Source organism: Mycobacterium sp. PDNC021 (assembly GCF_048282635.1).
Lineage (GTDB): Bacteria > Actinomycetota > Actinomycetes > Mycobacteriales > Mycobacteriaceae > Mycobacterium > Mycobacterium llatzerense.
In genome coordinates, this window is record NZ_CP182502.1 from 1,130,450 (window position 1) to 1,147,016 (window position 16,567).

Annotated in this window: 16 protein-coding genes, 1 tRNA gene and 1 other RNA gene; 11 read left to right on the forward strand and 7 right to left on the reverse strand. The window is 67.3% G+C overall.

Annotated elements, in window-relative coordinates; all coding sequences use genetic code 11:
• Window positions 1-233: 233 nt before the first annotated feature.
• Window positions 234-1,109, reverse strand: a complete 876-nt coding sequence (gene gluQRS, locus ACNO8X_RS05295; protein WP_418004459.1) for a tRNA glutamyl-Q(34) synthetase GluQRS — start codon at window positions 1,107-1,109, stop codon at window positions 234-236.
• 58 nt (window positions 1,110-1,167) lie between these two features.
• Between gluQRS and ACNO8X_RS05300 the strand changes: the two genes are divergently transcribed.
• The 3 genes from ACNO8X_RS05300 to ACNO8X_RS05310 all read left to right on the forward strand — a co-directional run bounded on the left by ACNO8X_RS05300 (window position 1,168) and on the right by ACNO8X_RS05310 (window position 4,271).
• Complete coding sequence (locus ACNO8X_RS05300; protein ID WP_418004460.1) at window positions 1,168-2,217, forward strand: ATP-dependent DNA ligase; 1,050 nt, start codon at window positions 1,168-1,170, stop codon at window positions 2,215-2,217.
• The gene (ligD, locus tag ACNO8X_RS05305) at window positions 2,217-3,236 is read left to right on the forward strand and encodes a non-homologous end-joining DNA ligase (RefSeq protein ID WP_418004461.1); all 1,020 of its coding nucleotides are present in this window, start codon (window positions 2,217-2,219) and stop codon (window positions 3,234-3,236) included. The genes ACNO8X_RS05300 and ligD overlap by 1 nt, the downstream gene beginning before the upstream one ends.
• Before the next feature lie 354 nt (window positions 3,237-3,590).
• Window positions 3,591-4,271, forward strand: a complete 681-nt coding sequence (locus tag ACNO8X_RS05310) for a GAP family protein (protein ID WP_418004462.1) — start codon at window positions 3,591-3,593, stop codon at window positions 4,269-4,271.
• A gap of 164 nt (window positions 4,272-4,435) precedes the next feature.
• On the opposite strand, the gene ACNO8X_RS05315 is transcribed toward ACNO8X_RS05310, so the two are convergent.
• A complete protein-coding gene (locus ACNO8X_RS05315) occupies window positions 4,436-4,639 on the reverse strand; it encodes a cold-shock protein (RefSeq protein WP_043402873.1) in 204 nt (67 codons plus the stop codon).
• Window positions 4,640-4,835: 196 nt separating this feature from the next.
• Here ACNO8X_RS05315 and ACNO8X_RS05320 point away from each other — a divergent pair, with 196 nt between their 5' ends.
• The 5 genes from ACNO8X_RS05320 to ACNO8X_RS05340 are packed head-to-tail and all read left to right on the forward strand — an operon-like array spanning window position 4,836 to window position 10,762.
• Window positions 4,836-6,353, forward strand: a complete 1,518-nt coding sequence (locus tag ACNO8X_RS05320; protein WP_418004463.1) for an ABC transporter substrate-binding protein — start codon at window positions 4,836-4,838, stop codon at window positions 6,351-6,353.
• Window positions 6,350-7,300 carry an ABC transporter permease gene (locus ACNO8X_RS05325; protein ID WP_418004464.1) on the forward strand — a complete coding sequence of 317 codons (951 nt, stop codon included), beginning with the start codon at window positions 6,350-6,352 and terminating at the stop codon, window positions 7,298-7,300. Before ACNO8X_RS05320 ends, ACNO8X_RS05325 begins: the two co-directional genes overlap by 4 nt.
• Window positions 7,297-8,136: an ABC transporter permease gene (locus tag ACNO8X_RS05330; protein ID WP_418004465.1), complete on the forward strand. Its 840-nt coding sequence runs from the start codon at window positions 7,297-7,299 to the stop codon at window positions 8,134-8,136. The genes ACNO8X_RS05325 and ACNO8X_RS05330 overlap by 4 nt, the downstream gene beginning before the upstream one ends.
• Entirely contained in the window at window positions 8,133-9,719 is a 1,587-nt protein-coding gene (locus ACNO8X_RS05335; protein ID WP_418004466.1) for a dipeptide ABC transporter ATP-binding protein, read from the forward strand. The genes ACNO8X_RS05330 and ACNO8X_RS05335 overlap by 4 nt, the downstream gene beginning before the upstream one ends.
• Window positions 9,719-10,762 (forward strand): zinc-binding dehydrogenase, encoded by a 1,044-nt coding sequence (locus ACNO8X_RS05340; protein ID WP_418004467.1) that lies wholly within the window; start codon window positions 9,719-9,721, stop codon window positions 10,760-10,762. Before ACNO8X_RS05335 ends, ACNO8X_RS05340 begins: the two co-directional genes overlap by 1 nt.
• Window positions 10,763-10,765: 3 nt before the next feature.
• On the opposite strand, the gene ACNO8X_RS05345 is transcribed toward ACNO8X_RS05340, so the two are convergent.
• Window positions 10,766-11,203, reverse strand: coding sequence for a DUF3887 domain-containing protein (locus ACNO8X_RS05345; protein ID WP_166651090.1), 438 nt, complete (start codon window positions 11,201-11,203; stop codon window positions 10,766-10,768).
• A 105-nt stretch (window positions 11,204-11,308) separates the two neighbouring features.
• On the opposite strand from ACNO8X_RS05345, the gene ACNO8X_RS05350 reads away from it, so the two are divergent.
• Window positions 11,309-12,529, forward strand: coding sequence for an oxygenase MpaB family protein (locus ACNO8X_RS05350; RefSeq protein ID WP_418004468.1), 1,221 nt, complete (start codon window positions 11,309-11,311; stop codon window positions 12,527-12,529).
• Between the two features lie 3 nt (window positions 12,530-12,532).
• On the opposite strand, the gene ACNO8X_RS05355 is transcribed toward ACNO8X_RS05350, so the two are convergent.
• The 4 genes from ACNO8X_RS05355 to ACNO8X_RS05370 all read right to left on the reverse strand — a co-directional run bounded on the left by ACNO8X_RS05355 (window position 12,533) and on the right by ACNO8X_RS05370 (window position 15,031).
• Window positions 12,533-12,796: a hypothetical protein gene (locus ACNO8X_RS05355; RefSeq protein WP_043402880.1), complete on the reverse strand. Its 264-nt coding sequence runs from the start codon at window positions 12,794-12,796 to the stop codon at window positions 12,533-12,535.
• 243 nt (window positions 12,797-13,039) lie between these two features.
• Entirely contained in the window at window positions 13,040-14,050 is a 1,011-nt protein-coding gene (locus ACNO8X_RS05360) for a S1C family serine protease (protein WP_418004469.1), read from the reverse strand.
• Window positions 14,051-14,095: 45 nt separating this feature from the next.
• Window positions 14,096-14,866, reverse strand: a complete 771-nt coding sequence (locus tag ACNO8X_RS05365) for a hypothetical protein (protein ID WP_418004470.1) — start codon at window positions 14,864-14,866, stop codon at window positions 14,096-14,098.
• 79 nt (window positions 14,867-14,945) lie between these two features.
• A tRNA-Ser gene (locus tag ACNO8X_RS05370) sits at window positions 14,946-15,031 on the reverse strand.
• Window positions 15,032-15,099: 68 nt separating this feature from the next.
• Here ACNO8X_RS05370 and ffs point away from each other — a divergent pair.
• An RNA gene (gene ffs / locus ACNO8X_RS05375) (signal recognition particle sRNA small type) lies at window positions 15,100-15,196 on the forward strand.
• A 28-nt stretch (window positions 15,197-15,224) separates the two neighbouring features.
• Window positions 15,225-16,499 (forward strand): aminotransferase class I/II-fold pyridoxal phosphate-dependent enzyme, encoded by a 1,275-nt coding sequence (locus ACNO8X_RS05380; protein ID WP_418004471.1) that lies wholly within the window; start codon window positions 15,225-15,227, stop codon window positions 16,497-16,499.
• The last annotated feature ends 68 nt before the right edge of the window (window positions 16,500-16,567 follow it).

Sequence of the window (16,567 nt, forward strand, 5' to 3'; positions counted from 1 at the left end):
CACCGGGGGAGATCTGGCGGCTGCAAAAGGTACCTGAACTCAATCAGGGTGGCGGCTAGGACCTCGTGATTGCCGCCGCGTACTTGTCTCGCCGGGTCCCCCGGCAGCTAGAGGGTCTTCCAATCCACCCGCTGAGCACTCGACTAGCAAATCCCCTGCGGCAGTTGAGATTGCGCTGACGCAGCAAAAGTTCGAGTAGCGATGTGCGTAGATGCACAGTCAACGTGCCTGGGCTAAGGCCGGAAAATCCAGGGCTCCCGCGGCAGTCTGGCGGGATCGAACTCGACGAGCATGCCGTCCAGAGTCGTCGCGATGTAGCCGAGTGACGCCGCGATCTGCGCCATTGCTGATTCTGCGCCGATCTCGGAAACCGTCACCGCGCCATCGCGTTTGGCCAGCCTCTTACCGTAGGCGTTGAGCACCAACGGGACGTGGGCATAGACGGGCTGCGAATAGCCCAGCAGCGCAGCCAGATACGCCTGCCGCGGGGATGATGGCAGCAGATCTTCGCCGCGCACCACCTGGTCGATGCCCTGGGCGGCATCGTCGACCACGACGGCCAGGTTGTAGGCCGGTACGTTGTCGCCGCGGCGCAGGACGAAGTCGTCGACCACGCCGGTGTAAGTGCCGTGCAGCAGATCGGTGACGGTGTATTCGGCTGTGTCCGAACGCAATCGGATGGCCGGTGGCCGGCCCGCGGCGCGGCGCTGGGTGCGTTCGTCGTCGCTGAGATCGCGGCAGGTGCCCGGGTACGCGCCTTCGGGGGCATGCGGTGCCCGCGGCGCCTGCAGGATGTCCTTTCTGCTGCAGAAACATTCGAAGGTCAGGCCGCGTTCCGTCAGCTCGTCGACGACGGCGAGGTAGCGGGCCTCGTGCGAGGCCTGGTACTCGGGGAGCTCGTCCCACGTCAGTCCGACGGCAGCCAGATCGTCCAGTTGCCGCTGCGCCACCTCGGGGAACGTGCGGTCATCCAGGTCCTCCACCCGGACCAGGAACCGGCGACCCGCCGATCGCGCGAACAGCCACGCCAGCACCGCAGTGCGCACGTTGCCGATGTGCAGGTCGGCGGACGGACTTGGCGCGAAGCGGCCGGCGGAGGAATGGGGCACGACCGCAATGTAACGCGCCGTGCGATGAGATTGCCCACCCGTGCTGGTCTGCACGAGTATGGAAACCGTGGACTTACCCGTGCAGCCACCGATAGACCCCATGCTGGCCAAGGCCGCCGTGAAAGTGCCGGAGGAGGCGGGGCTGTGGTCCTACGAGCCCAAGTGGGACGGGTTCCGCGCCCTGGTGTTCCGCGACGGCGACGAGGTGGTGCTGCAATCGCGCAACGGCAAGGAGTTGGGCAGGTACTTCCCTGAGTTGCTCGCGGCGTTGCGGGACGAGATCGCGCCGCGCTGCGTGCTCGACGGCGAAGTGGTGGTGCCGCGGGAGATCAACGGCCGGATTCGGCTGGACTGGGAGTCGCTGAGCCAGCGCATCCATCCGGCGGCGAGCCGGGTCCAGATGCTGGCCGAACAGACGCCGGCGCACTTCATCGGATTCGACGCGCTGGCTGACGGCGACCGCAGCCTGCTGGCCGAGCCGTTCCGCGTCCGCCGGGCCGCGTTGCAGGACCTGGTGAGCGAGAAGCAGTGGTGCCACGTCACGCGGACCACCGAGGATCCCGAGCATGGCGCGCATTGGCTGACGACGTTCGAGGGCGCCGGGCTCGACGGTGTGATCGCCAAACGCCTTGACGGCGCCTACCTGCCGGGCAAGCGGGAAATGGTCAAGGTCAAGCACGCCCGCGATGCGGATTGTGTGGCCATCGGTTACCGCATCCACAAGAGCGGTGAGGGCATCGGATCGATCCTGTTGGGTCTCTACAGCGATGGCAACGTCCACATGGTCGGTGGCGCAGCGTCTTTCAGCGTCAAGGACCGGATCGCGCTGCTGGCCGAGCTGGAGCCGCTGGCCACCGGGGACGCCCAGGATGGCGAGCCGAGCCGCTGGAACTCCGCGGCCGACAAGACCTGGATTCCGATTCGCCCGGAGCGGGTATGTGAGGTGGCATACGACCAGATGGAGGGAAACACCGTGCATGGCAGACGATTCCGGCACACGGTGAAGTTCCGGCGCTGGCGCCCGGACCGGGATCCGGAGAGCTGTACCTTCGACCAGCTTGATGTGCCACTGAACTACGACCTGTACGACGTCCTGGAGAAGAACTGATGGCAAGCGCCGCAGAAGAACTCGACGTTGACGGCGTCGCCGTCCGATTCACCAACCCCGACAAGGTGTACTTCCCGCAGTTGGGCAGCAAGGGCACCAAACGCACGATGGTCGACTACTACCTGGCCGTCGCCGACCGGATGGTGACCCTGCTGCGCGACCGGCCCACCCACCTGCAGCGGTTCCCCGACGGCATCGAAGGCGAAGAGATTTACCAAAAGCGAGTTCCGGTAAAGCATCCCGAGTATCTCGAGACCTGCACGGTGACCTTCCCGTCAGGCCGCACCGCCGACGCGCTGAAGGTGACGCACCCGTCGGCCATCATCTGGGCCGCGCAGATGGGCACCATCACGCTGCATCCGTGGCAGGTGCGCTGTCCGGACGTCGAGCATCCCGACGAGCTGCGGATCGACCTCGATCCGCAGCCGGGCACCGGCTTCAAGGAGGCGAGGGAGATCGCGACCGGTGTGCTCAAACCGATCCTCGACGAACTCGGCCTGACCGGGTATCCCAAGACCTCCGGCGGTCGGGGCGTCCACGTCTTCGTCCGGATCAAGCCGGACTGGGACTTCATCGCCGTGCGCCGGGCCGGTATCGCGCTGGCCCGCGAAGTCGAGCGGCGCGCGCCCGACGAGGTGACGACGTCATGGTGGAAGGAAGAGCGCGGCGAGCGGCTGTTCATCGACTACAACCAGAACGCCCGGGACCGGACCTTCGCCTCGGCGTACTCGGTGCGCAAGACTCCGATCGCCACGGTGTCGACGCCACTGTCCTGGGCCGAGCTCGCCGACGCCGATCCCGACGACTACACCATGGCCACCGTGCCGAATCTGCTTGCGCAGCGCGATGATCCGTGGGCCGGCATCGACGATGTCGCGTATTCACTGGAGCCGCTGCTCGAGATGGTGGAGGCCGACGAGGATCGGGGACTGGGCGATCTGCCGTACCCGCCGAACTATCCCAAGATGCCAGGGGAGCCGAAGCGGGTGCAGCCGAGCAAGGACCGGGACCTACGGTGAGCAGGTGTGCGCCGCACCCTGCGGGCTGGGCAGTGCCTGCAGATCGTCAGTACCGCACCCGAGTGCCGTTGCCGAGATCAGAAGCGCCAGCACAGCGAGGTACCGGAGTGGCTTTCCGCGCATTGGATGGGTATTCACCTGGTGTCCCGATGAGTCGCTGACGCAGACCAAAATATTTTGCTGCCGTCGCACGATGACACCTCCTTAGCGTGAATATCACCTAGTAAATGGCAACCTACCGGCGACTGCCATTTGGTAGCCAGAAATGATCGAACAAGTTCGCTGAGATCGTACATCGGCGCATATTGACGATCGTGCGGGCTCCAGGGCGATCCACTGGGTAGATTGCTGCCCATGACTGGAAGCTGGGGCACCGTGTTGACCGGGCTCGTTCCGCTCGGACTGGTGGTGGCACTGTCGCCCATCACCGTCATCCCGGCGGTGTTGGTCCTGCAGGCCCCGCAGCCCCGACCGACGGGACTGGCGTTCCTCGCCGGCTGGACGGTCGGCTTGGCGGCGGTGATCGCGGTATGCGTCCAGGCCTCGCACATGCTCAGCGACGTGCACAAGTCACCGCCAGAGTGGGCGTCATGGTTGCGAGTCGTGCTGGGTGCCGGGCTCATCGTCTTCGGCGTCTATCGCTGGTTCACGCGCGACAACAGCTCCGATTCGCCGGGCTGGATGAGGAAGGTCGCGACCGTCACCCCGGCGCGGGCTGCGGCGATGGGTGTGGCGCTGGTGGTGGTGCGCCCGGATGTCGTATTGATCTGTGTGCCAGCCGGATTGGCGATCGGCACCGCAGGACTCGGGCTCGAGGGTGACTGGTTGGCTGCGGCCTTCTTCGTGATCGTCGCCGCCTCGACGGTGGCGATTCCGACCCTGGCCTACGCGATTGCCGGTGCCCGACTCGATGACACCATGCGACGACTCAAAGACTGGATGGAGAAGAACAACGCCGCGTTGATGGCCGTGATCATGGTCGTCATCGGCGCGATGGTGCTCCACAACGGCGCGCGTGCGCTCGGGTGGCTTTAGACCGGCGCCCAGCCTGGCCGTGGTGCGCGCGGCATGAGATGCACCGTGGGCACCGTCGCGCGGATGCCCAGGTCAGAGGCCTGAGCATCCGCCGACAGCGTGGAGAAAGAATTGTGGGCTGGCGCGAAGCGTTCCGCACCAGCCCTCTGAGCTTTGCAGCTCAGTTAGACCGCAGTAACTCCGGTCGCAGCCGGGCCCTTGCTGCCCTGACCCACCTCGAACTCGACCCGCTGGCCCTCATCGAGGGTGCGGAAGCCGTTGCTCTTGATCTCCGAGTAGTGGACGAACAGATCCTTGCTGCCGTCGTCCGGAGTGATGAAGCCGAAGCCCTTCTCACTGTTAAACCATTTCACAGTTCCCTGTGGCATATACCAACTTCTCTCATGTAGAGCAGGACGTTAGGAAGAAACGTCCGCCCGGAATCTTAGCTCAGACAGTTGCGTGTGTGCACCCTGAACAGCGGATATCGATGTCAGGTGTGAATGGGTAGTTCAGCGGGTATGGGAAACGCACAGGAGTACGCCGGCCTCCGCTGCTTGCCGGCCCGGCCGGGAAGTGATGGACATGCGACTGGTTGCGGCCGTGTGCGCAGCGGTTTTCGTCCTTTTCGCGGTCGCCTGTACGCCCGCGCACCGCGTTGACCTGGGCCGGGACGCGGGCTACCTGATCGCCGCGATCTCCGGCGAGCCCGACCAGCTCGACCCCCACAAGACCAGCGCGTACTTCTCGTTCGAGGTCCTTGAGAACGTCTTCGACACCCTGGTGGAACCGGACGCCGATCTGACCATGCGGCCCGGTCTGGCGCAGTCGTGGACCACCTCGCCTGATCAGCTGTCATGGACGTTCCGTTTGCGGCCCGGCGTGACGTTCCACGACGGCAGCCCGCTCACCGCGTCCGATGTCGTCTACTCGTACCGTCGGATCATCGACGGCAAGCTGGCCAATGCCGACAAGCTCAGCGCTGTCACCGGCGTCACCGCGACCGACGACCACACGGTCCGGATCGTCGTGGCCCACCCGACACCGAACCTGCTGACCAATCTCGGCGGTTTCAAAGGCATGGCCATCGTGCAGCGCCGCAACGTGGAGGACGGGCAGATCGCGAGCCACCCGATCGGCACCGGGCCATTCGCCTTCGCCGGCCAGCGCAGCGGCGATGCGATCACGTTGCGCGCAAATCCGCGCTACTGGGCCGGTGCTCCGCGGATTCCGGGCGTGACGTTCCGCTTCATCAGCGAGCCGTCCACGGCGCTGGCGGCGCTGCAGGCCGGCGAGATCGACTGGACCGATGCGGTGCCTCCGCAGCGGGTCGCTCAGCTGCGGGGCGACGATTCGATCCACCTCGCGGTGACGCCGAGCAACGACTACTGGTACCTGGCGCTCAACGAGGCCCGGCCGCAATGGCAGGACGTGCGCGTGCGGCAGGCTGTCGCGTACGCCATCGACCGGCCGTCGATCGTGCAGGCCACCAGTTACGTTGCGGCGCAGGCCAATCAGCTGGCGATCCCGCAGGGCAACCCGTGGTACACGGCGTACGACCGCTATCGCTACGACATCGACCACGCCAAACACCTGCTGGCGCAGGCCGGCTCGGCGCCGGCTGCCATGGACCTGCTGGTCACCAGTGAGTACCCGCAGACGGTGACCGCCGCCCAGGTGATCGCCGACAACCTTGCGCCGCTGGGTATCCGGGTCACCATCCGCACCGTGGATTTCGGCACGTGGCTCGACGAACAACACACCGGGCACTTCGACATGTTGATGATGGGCTGGCTCGGCAACATCGACCCCGACGATTTCTACTACGCGCAGCACCACACCGGCGGTGCCAGTAACGCCCAGAAATTCTCCGACCCGCGCGTCGACGCGCTGCTGGACGCCGGCCGCACCGAAACCGACCAGCACCTGCGGCACCAGGATTACGCGCAGGCCGCCACACTCATCGCGGACCAGGTCAGCTACCTGTACTTGTACAACCCTGCGGTCGTGCAAGCCTGGTCGCCGAAGCTCACCGGGTATGAGGCCAGGCGCGACAAGGCGATTCGGTTCCGCGATGTGGTGCTCGGCGGTGGCCGGCCATGATCATCCTGCGGTTCCTGGCCCGGAGGCTCGTCTACTCGCTGGTGGTTCTGGTGGGTGTGCTGATCGTGGTGTTCGCCCTGGCGCATCTGGTTCCCGGTGATCCGGTGCGGATTGCCCTGAGGACGCGGTACACGCCCGAGGCGTATGACGCGCTGCGGCACGCGAGCGGCCTGGACCGGCCGCTGCCCGACCAATTCCTCAGCTACCTCGGTCACGCCGCGACGGGGAATCTCGGCGTCAGCTTCCGTAGCGGCGACCCGGTGGCTCAGGTGCTGGCAGAGCGGTTGCCGGCCACCGTGTCGCTGGCTGTCGTCGGGATCGCGGCGGCACTGGTGATCGCGCTGCCAGCCGGTATCTACGCCGCCACACGCGAGGGGCGGCTCAGCGATGTGATCGTCCGGGTCACCAGCCAATTCGGGGTGTCGATCCCGGACTTCTGGCTGGGCATCCTGCTCATCTCGCTGTTCTCCACGACCTTGGGCTGGCTACCGACGTCGGGCTACCGGTCGCTGTTCGACGACCCTGTCGGCTGGTTGCGGCACGTGATCTTGCCCGGCTTGACCGTGGGTCTGGTGGCCGCTGCGATCATGACCCGCTACGTCCGCTCCGCGGTGCTGGAGGTGTCCGCGATGGGATATGTCCGGACGGCGCGCTCGAAAGGCCTGCCGCCACGGGTGGTCACGCTGCGGCACGTCCTGCGCAATGCCCTGGTGCCGATCCTCACCATCGCCGGTATCCAGCTGGCGACGATCCTCGGCGGTGTCATCGTCGTCGAGGTGGTGTTCGCCTGGCCGGGGTTGGGCCGACTGGTCTACCTCTCGGTGGCCGCGCGCGACTATCCCGTGATCCAGGGCGCGGTGCTGCTGATCGCGGTGCTGTTCCTGGCGGTCAACCTGTTGGTGGATGCGCTGTACGCCCTTGTCGATCCGCGGATTCGGCTGTCATGAGACTGGCCGCCAATCCCGTCACGGTGCTCAGCGCCGTCGTCGTGGTCGCCGCCGTCGTCATCGCTGTGGGCGCCGAGTGGCTGGTGCCGTACGGCATCAACGACGTCGACGTACCGCACGCGCTGCGGCCACCGAGCGGCGCGCACTGGTTCGGCACCGACGAACTGGGGCGCGATGTGTTGTCCCGGGTCCTGACGGGGCTGCAGGCGTCGATGACGGTCGCGGTGGTCAGCGTGGCAGGCGCGGCCGTGGTCGGCACCGTGCTGGGCGTCGGTGCCGGGTACCGCGGTGGGTGGCTGGACACCGCGGTGATGCGGGTCGTCGACGTGATGTTCGCGTTCCCGGTGTTGCTGCTGGCCATGGCGATCGTCGCGGTGCTCGGGCCGGGCCTGGCCACGACGATCGCCGCGATCAGCGTCGTCTACGTGCCGATCTTCGCGCGGGTGGCGCGGGCCAGCACGCTGGCGGTCCGGGAGGAGCCGTACGTGGCGGTGTCGAGGACCATGGGCACCGGCACGGGCTACATCCTGGCCCGGCATGTGCTGCCGAACATCACCGGCCCGCTCGTCGTCCAGACCTCGCTGTCGCTGGCGTTCGCCATGTTGTCCGAAGCTGCGCTGTCCTTCCTGGGGCTGGGCATCCAGCCGCCTCAGCCGTCCCTGGGCCGGATGATCTTCGATTCGCAGGGCTTCGTCACGCTGGCGTGGTGGATGGCGGTGTTCCCCGGGGCGGCCATCGTCGTCATCGTGCTGGCCTGCAACCTGCTCGGAGACGGGCTGCGTGACGTGCTCGATCCCAAGCAGCGCACCATGATCGAAGCACGGCGGCGGTCATGAGCGTGCTGTCGGTCGACAACTTGTCGGTTCGGATCGGGCGTCGTGAGATCGTGCGCGGGGTCTCGCTGGGAGTCGAGCCCGAGCAGACTCTCGGCATCGTCGGCGAATCAGGTTCCGGGAAGTCGACGACCGTGTTGGCTGCCACCGGCTTGCTCGACGCGCCGGGTGCGGTCGTCGCCGGCTCGAGTGTCCTTGCCGGACAACAGGAACTCGTCGGTGCTCCGGCGCGGACGTTACGTCGCGTGCACGGCGGACGAATCGGTTTCGTCTTCCAGGATCCGGGTACCTCGCTGAATCCGCTGCTGACCGTCGAACGGCAGATCACCGAATCGCTTGAGACGCACCGACAGCTGACTCGCCGCCAGGCCCGCGTGCGCGCGCTGGAACTGCTGGAAGCCGTGGGCCTACCCGACGTACAACACCGGTTGCGCAACTATCCACATCAACTTTCCGGAGGCCAGCGCCAGCGGGTGATGATCGCGATCGCCCTGGCCTGCGACCCGGAGCTGCTGATCGCCGACGAGCCGACCACGGCGCTGGACGTCACGACCCAGGCGCAGATCATCGCCTTGGTGCGGGACTTGCAGCGCGAGTTCGGTACCGCTGTGGTGTGGATCAGTCACGACCTCGGGGTGATCGGCGAAGTCGCGGACACTGTCACCGTGCTGCGCGGTGGCGAGGCCGTCGAACAGGCGCCGGTCGACTCGATCTTCGACGCACCCCGGCAGGCGTACACCCGCGAATTACTCGACGCCAGGCCGGTTTTGGGGCAGCCTATCCGCGCCGTACCGGACACCGCGACGCTGCTCGACGTCTCCGATCTGGACGTCAAGTTCTCCGTGAGCACGCCGACCGGCCCGATGGTGATCCACGCGGTCAAGGACGTGTCGTTCCAGATCCGGCGCGGGACGACGCTCGGTCTGGTGGGCGAGTCGGGTTCGGGGAAGTCGACCGTGGCAGCGGCGCTGACCGGTCTGCTCAAACCCGACGGCGGTCGAGCACTGTTGGGCGACACCGACTTGTTGGCAGTCAAACGCCGAGACCGCAAGGCAGTACGCCGCCGGATCGCCCTGGTCTTCCAGGATTCGTTCTCGTCGCTGAATCCCCGTATCCCGGTGGGTGTTTCGATCGCCGAGCCGTTGACGGCGCAGGCCGGGGAGCGGCAGGCGCGGGTACATGAGCTGCTGGACTCCGTCGAGCTTGCGGCCGACTACGCGGCGCGGTATCCGCACGAACTGTCCGGCGGCGAGCGTCAGCGCGTCAACATCGCCCGGGCGCTGGCCGCGGCGCCCGAGCTGTTGATCCTCGACGAAGCCACGGCGTCGCTGGACGTGTCGGTGCAGGCCAAGGTGCTGGATCTGCTGACCAGGCTGCAGCGCGAACGCGGCCTGACCTACCTGTTCATCGGTCACGACCTGGCGGTGATCGAGCGGATGAGCCACGACGTCCTGGTGCTGCGTGGCGGTGAATCGGTCGAATATCGTGCTGCCGCAGAGCTGTTCGCGCATCCGGAACACGACTACACCCGCACGTTGCTCGCTGCTGTGCCACCGGCTCGTCCGGGGCGTGCGACGATGGCCTGATGCGTGCGGTGATCTTCGAAGAGTTCGGCGGGCCGGTGGACGTGCGGTCGGTCGCGGACCCCACGCCGACGCCCGGTGGCGTGGTCGTTCAGGTGCACGTGACCGGGCTGTGCCGCAGCGACTGGCACGCCTGGGCCGGCCACGACGACGGTGTCGCGCTCCCACACGTGCCCGGACATGAACTGGTCGGGGAAGTGGTCGCGGTGGGCGCCGGCGTCCGGCGCTGGCACGTCGGTGATCGGGTCACCACGCCGTTCGTGTGTGGATGCGGCCGCTGCGAATGGTGTGCCGGCGGTCAGGCGCAGGTGTGTCCTGACCAGACCCAGCCGGGTTTCACCCATTGGGGCTCATTCGGTGAATACGTGGCCCTGCACGCTGCGGACACGAATCTTGTTGCCGTGTCGGAAGATATCGACGACGCCGCGGCAGCGGCGCTGGGGTGCCGGTTCGCCACCGCGTACCGCGCACTGCGGGCCCGTGCCGACGTCCGGCCCGGCGAGTGGGTCACGGTGATCGGCGTCGGCGGTGTGGGGCTGAGTGCCGTCCAGGTGGCAGCCGCCGCCGGTGCCAACGTCATCGCCGTCGACCGCACCCCGGCCGCGCTGGAACTGGCGCGCAGTCTGGGCGCGACCGAAACCGTGCTCGCCAACGGCGCCGACGTGGCCACGGCGGTGCACGACATCACCGGTGGCGGCAGCCACGTCGCGGTCGACGCGGTGGGCACCGCGGGGACGTGTGCCGACGCGATTCACAGCCTGCGCAGGCAGGGCCGCCACGTCCAGGTGGGCCTGCTACCCAACATCGACGGGCATCCGCAGGTGCCCATGGACCGCGTAATCGCCTGGGAATTGGACGTTTTGGGCTCACACGGCATGGCCAGCGCCGACTACCCCGAGATGCTGGATCTGGTCGCCGCGGGCACGCTGCGCCCGCAGACGCTGGTCGAGCGGGTGGTGGGGCTGGCCGAAGGCGCGCGCCTGCTGCCGGAGTTCGGTGCCGCCAGCCCCGTCGGAGTCACGCTGATCGACCCGCGCCTGCCCTGACGGTCAGGGGACCGGCACGCCTTCCCGGAGGAAGTAGACGCCCGCGATGGTGCCGTCGGGGTGAATCTTGACCCGGAACTGGCCGGGCATGCGATCCATCTGCAGCGGGATGTTCACCACGGTGAGGTCGCCGCGGGGCGTGTCCTCGGGACCGCCGTGGGACTGGTACGCCCCGAACGTGCGCTGGTAGCTGTCCCACACCTGCTGTAATGCCTTGACCGACAGCTTCTTTTGCAGCTCCGGGTCGAACCGGGCGCTGACCGCAGCGTAGTTGCCGGCCGCGATGTCGTCGATGGTCGTCATCGCCACCTGATCGGGGGCGTCGGCCGCCGTAGCGGCCGGCGCCGCGCCGAGTGCGACGCCGGCGCCGATTCCGAGCGCCGTGATCGCAGCTGCCAGTGTGTTCCGACCCTGATGCTTGGACTGTTCTCCCCGCCACATGAGGGCCAGCCTATGCGCTCGCATCCGTTTCGCCATTGACGAGACCCCGGGTACCGCCTAGTTTTGACTACATACGTTGTCAATGATGACAAGGAGTTGAGCCTGATGTCCCTGCCGATCCCGGCACGCCATCCCGACCGGCCGCAACCGGTACCCGCGGCGATCAGTTCGTTCGCCACCATGCTGGCCATCGGGAAACCCGATTCGGCGGGGTGGCAGCGGCTGGGTGAGCGTCTCAACGCCGGCGACGAGCCCATGGATTCACTGGTCGCCTGGATGTCGGAGGCGGGAACGAAGCAGCTGCGGCCGTTGTTCGACCGCGCCCTTGCCGACGGTATCGCCAGCGTGCCGGAGGCGCCGGAACCGCTGCGCCAATTCTTCGAATCGATCGAGGCCACGCCCGATTGGGTTGACCACGAAGCGCTGCGGATCGGGCAGCGGGCGCTGCGTCGTGGCGGCGCCGACGGCATGTACATCGCGCGGGATGTGGCACTGCTGGGCGGCTACCAGTTCTCCGGGTTCAACCAGACCCTGCTGCGGACCGGAGCCCTGGAAAAGGGCTCCAACCAGCGGTTCGCCGAGACCATGCAATGGGCGCTCGACGTGATCGCTGCCGGTGGGCTGGACAAGTTCGGTTCGGGGTACCGGTCCACGATCCGCGTCCGGTTCGTCCATGCCATGGTGCGCCGGCACGTGCAGGCGCTGCCGGATTGGCGCGCCGAGCAGTGGGGCCTGCCGGTCAATCAGACCGACATGGCGGCCACGCTGGTCGGTGCGCTGATCGCGCCGACCCTCGGTGGCCTGGCCATGGGCATCGTGGCCACTCCCGCCGAGTTGAGCAGCATCGCCCATCTCACCCGGTACGTGGGCTGGCTGATGGGTGTGCAGGATGAATGGCTGCCGCGGTCCTTCCGCGACAGCGTGCGCATCCTCTATCACACGTCCACCGCGCTGGCGGTCTCCGACGAAACCACCAAGCAGCTGTCGGTACCGATGGCGCGCGACCCGCTGAGCTGGCATTACCGCGGTGCGGCAGGCCTTCGCCGGCGGCTGGCCTGGGCGCAGCACCTGTCGGTGACGACGGCCTTCCTGGGGCCGCGGGTGATGCGCACGCTGGGGCTGCCGGCCTATATGCCGCCGTGGTATCCGTTGCTCCGCATCCCCGTCAACGGCGTCCGCAGCGTCGCGGCGCTGGTCCTGCCGGGCGGTTCGGACCGCGCTGCCGACCGTGGATCGCGTGAGCAGAAAGCTCTGCTGCACACCATGATCGGCGAGGACCGCGCCAGCATCGGGGCGTCCGCGTCCCACCTGCGCGGGGTGGCTTGAGCGCTACGTCAGCGGCGCGACAGTGGCGACGTAGGCCGGCTCGACAGGAGCCGGGTCGCGCCAGGCGTGGCTGCCGGACATCAACGCAACGGTGAACGCTTCCAGGACGCCGACCACGACGACGGGCCACATCGCTCCGGCCAGCACGCTGGTGAGGGCTTGGTGGTCCGGCCGTTCGTCGTTGCTGAATCGGCGGCCGAGGAGATACGTCGCCAGTGTCACCACAGCCCAAATTGCTGTGTACGCCTCCACGTAGAGGTGGACCACTTGGCTACTCCCTTTGACCGGGTAACCGCCGCGTGAACAGCTGTGACCGAAGGCTCATTCCGTCTCTGATGTCGCCAATCTAACCCTCGACGCGGCCCCCGCCAAGGGCTTCACCGGCCTGCGGAACGCCATTGCGGGACGCCGCGTAGCAGTGGCAAATTGTCATACGGGTAAGTACCCGGTTAACACCTGTAGCCAGCTACTTTGACGAGCTAGTCGAATTTGTTGCCAGAAATTTGCGTGTCAGGACGTCAGCGTGGTCTTGGCGGTGTGCTGCTGGCCCGCGCGGTCGATCCAGAACAGTTCGACGACGTCACCCGCGTAGTGCCGGTCCAGCACGCTGGTGAGCGCGCCGGCCGAGCTGACGGTGACGGCGTCGATGCTCACCAGCACGTCGCCCGGAACCATTCCGGCGATTTGCGCGGGCCCGCCGCTGATCACGTCGCGGATCAGCACGCCGGGCAGCTGCGAATGCTCATCGGTGCCGCCCACCCCGACACCGAGCAGCGTCGGCTGCCCGATGTGAATGTTGTTCGACGCCGTACCCGCCCGGATTTGCGCGGCTGTCGCCAGCGCCTCGTTGATCGGGATCGCGAAACCCTCGCCGCCCGGGCCCATGCGGAAGTTCAACGTCGCCGCGACCGTCATCCCGACCACCCGGCCGTCGGTGGAGACCAAGGGGCCGCCCGAATCACCGGCCCGGACCGGGGCCGCGAACTGGATCAGGCCCGTCACCTGCTCAGAACTGCCCGTCAGCTCATCTCTGGCAGTGATGGTGCGGTTCAGCCCGATGATGTGGCCGGCCTCGTGAGTCAGTGAGCTGCCGCTGCCGTCGGCGTTGCCCAGCGCCACGACCTCGTCGCCGACAGCCAACGTCGACGAGTCGCCCAGCGAGGCCACCGGCAGGTCGGCTGCGCCGCGCAACTGCAGCACGGCGATGTCGCGGTGCCGGTCGTAGCCGACCAAATCCGCGCGGAACGGTCGCCCGCCGACGGTCGCGGTCACCTTGTCGGCACCCTGCACGACGTGGAAATTCGTCAGCAGCGCGCCGTTGGAATCCAGCACGAAACCGGTCCCGGCGCCGATGGCGTGCTGGTAGTTGATGACGGTGTCGACGCGTGCGGTCGCCGGTTCGACGGTGTCGGCCGCGGACGGGTCAGCGTGGGAGAGCGGGGCAAGGCTGATGGCGGCCATGGCAACAGCTGCCGCGGTGACCGCGGTGCCGAACCGACCGCAGAAGCGGAACCCGCCCATGTGCTGTCCTCCGGACTGCGAGGTGATGGCCCTGAAGGTAGGCCCTTAGGCTCCGCGCCCGAACAAGCCGGAACCCTTGCCGGAGCGACGGTTGCGCAGCTTACCGGCGGGGGCGTCGTCAGTCGCCTTTTCTTCAGCCTCGTCCTCGTTGGTGTCGGCGGTCTCTTCGCCGGACGTCTTGGCGTCTTCATCGGACTCGGCTTCGTCGGCGTTACCGGCGTCGTCGCTCTCAGCTGCCTCGGCCGCGTCTTCGTCGGCCTCAGCGGTGGTCTCTTCGCCGGACTCGGAGTCGGCATCGGCGGTGACGGCGGGGGCCGCATCGCCGGCCGCGTCGTCCTTGCCGCGGCCGCGGCGCGTGCCGTCCTTGACCTTCAGCGGCGCCGGGGGCGGCGGCGGCAGTTCGGCGACAAACGCCAGGTAGAACGCCAGGGCGGCGAGCAGGGCCAGGCCGGCCGCGCCGCCGTAGATACCGAACAGCCAGGTGCCGGCCTGATCCAGGGTCAGCCAGATCTCGCTGATGGCAGCGCCGATGATCAGGACGCCGGCCACGATGTGCAGGACGATCGACCAGGTGCGCAAGGACTGCGCCAACTCGGGGGTGGCGTACTCGGGCAGGGCGGTGCGCTGGCGGGTGAACAGGACCGGCAATGCCGACAACGCGACGAGCAGGCCGCACACGATGCGCATCGAGGTGCCGAGGCCGTGCGACCAGTCGCCGGTCAGCTCATTCCAGCGAGGCAGTGCGAAGAAGAAGTACAACAGCCCGGCGAGCACCAGGAACGACGCGTGCCAAAGGATCGCTACCGGCCGCCGCATGCTGCTCCTTGAGGTTTTTGCTTCGATGTGCGGCCGGGGTGCGACCTGCTGATCAGCTGGTCGCACCCCGGACCGAGTGCGGAGGATAGGGGATTTGAACCCCTGAGGGCTGTTAACCCAACCCGCGTTCCAGGCGAGCGCCATAGGCCACTAGGCGAATCCTCCGTCGACAAGGGTACCCGACCCGAATCCGACGCCCTACCGGCGTGCCACTGGGTGGGTACTACACTCATGGCCGGACCCCGCGCGGCGTCCATCCTGTGAACTCCCCCAGGGCCGGAAGGCAGCAAGGGTCAATGGGCTCTGGCGGGTGCGCGGGGTCCCCTATGTTTTCGCGATCTGATGCGAAAGGCGCGCCGTGTCGTTTCTGTCCCTCGGCCGTGACGAATTGCAGGCCCAGCACGATCTGCAACAGCGCAATTACGCCGAACTGCAGGCCCGCAACCTGACGCTCGACCTGACCCGCGGTAAGCCGGCGGCGGAGCAGCTCGACCTGTCGAACGCGATGCTGAGCCTGCCCGGCGAGGACTACCGGTCCGCCGATGGTGTCGACACCCGCAACTACGGCGGCCTCCATGGTCTGCCCGAGCTGCGGGCCATCTTCGGTGAACTGCTCGGCCTGCCGGTGTCGAACCTGATCGCCGGCAACAACGCCAGCCTGGAGCTGATGCACGACGTCATCGTGTTCTCGCTGCTGTACGGCGGCGTCGACTCGCCGCGGCCGTGGGTCCAAGAAGCCGTTCTGAAATTCCTGTGCCCGTCGCCCGGGTACGACCGGCACTTCGCGATCACCGAGAGCTTCGGCATCGAGATGATCCCGGTGCCGATGCTCGAGGACGGGCCCGACGTCGACCTCATCGAGGAACTGGTCGCGGCCGACCCGGCGATCAAGGGCATGTGGTGCGTCCCGGTCTTCGGTAACCCGACCGGCGTCACCTACTCCTGGGAGGTCACCCGGCGCCTGGTGCAGATGCAAACGGCGGCACCGGATTTCCGGCTGTTCTGGGACAACGCCTACGCCGTGCACACACTGACGCACGAATCGGTACCGAACATCGACGTCGTCGGCCTGGCCGCCACCGCGGGCAACCCGAACCGGCCGTACGTGTTCGCCTCGACGTCCAAGATCACCTTCGCCGGGGCCGGGGTCAGCTTCTTCGGCGGCTCGCTCGGCAACATCGCGTGGTACCTGCAGCACGCCGAGAAGAAGACCATCGGCCCGGACAAGATCAACCAGCTGCGGCATGTCCGGTTCTTCGGTGACGCCGACGGCGTGCGCCTGCACATGCAGCGCCACCAGGCGCTGATGGCGCCGAAGTTCGCGGCGGTCGCCGAGATTCTCGACGACCGGCTCAGCGAGTCGAAGATCGCATCGTGGACCGACCCCAAGGGCGGCTACTTCGTCAGCCTGGATGTGTGGCCGGGCACCGCCAAGCGGACCGTGGCCCTGGCCAAGGACGCCGGCATCGCGGTGACCGCGGCCGGCGCGTCGTTCCCGTACAAGAAGGACCCGGAGGACAAGAACATCCGGATCGCACCGACCTTCCCGTCACTGCCCGACCTGCGGGTCGCCATCGATGGGCTGGCGACGTGCGCGCTGCTGGCTGCGACCGAGGTGCTGCTGAAGGACTGAGGTCCTTGCGTTGACCCTGTACCCAGGGCGCAATAGTGCGAGTGGGATGCGCCGCCACGTCAGGGTCA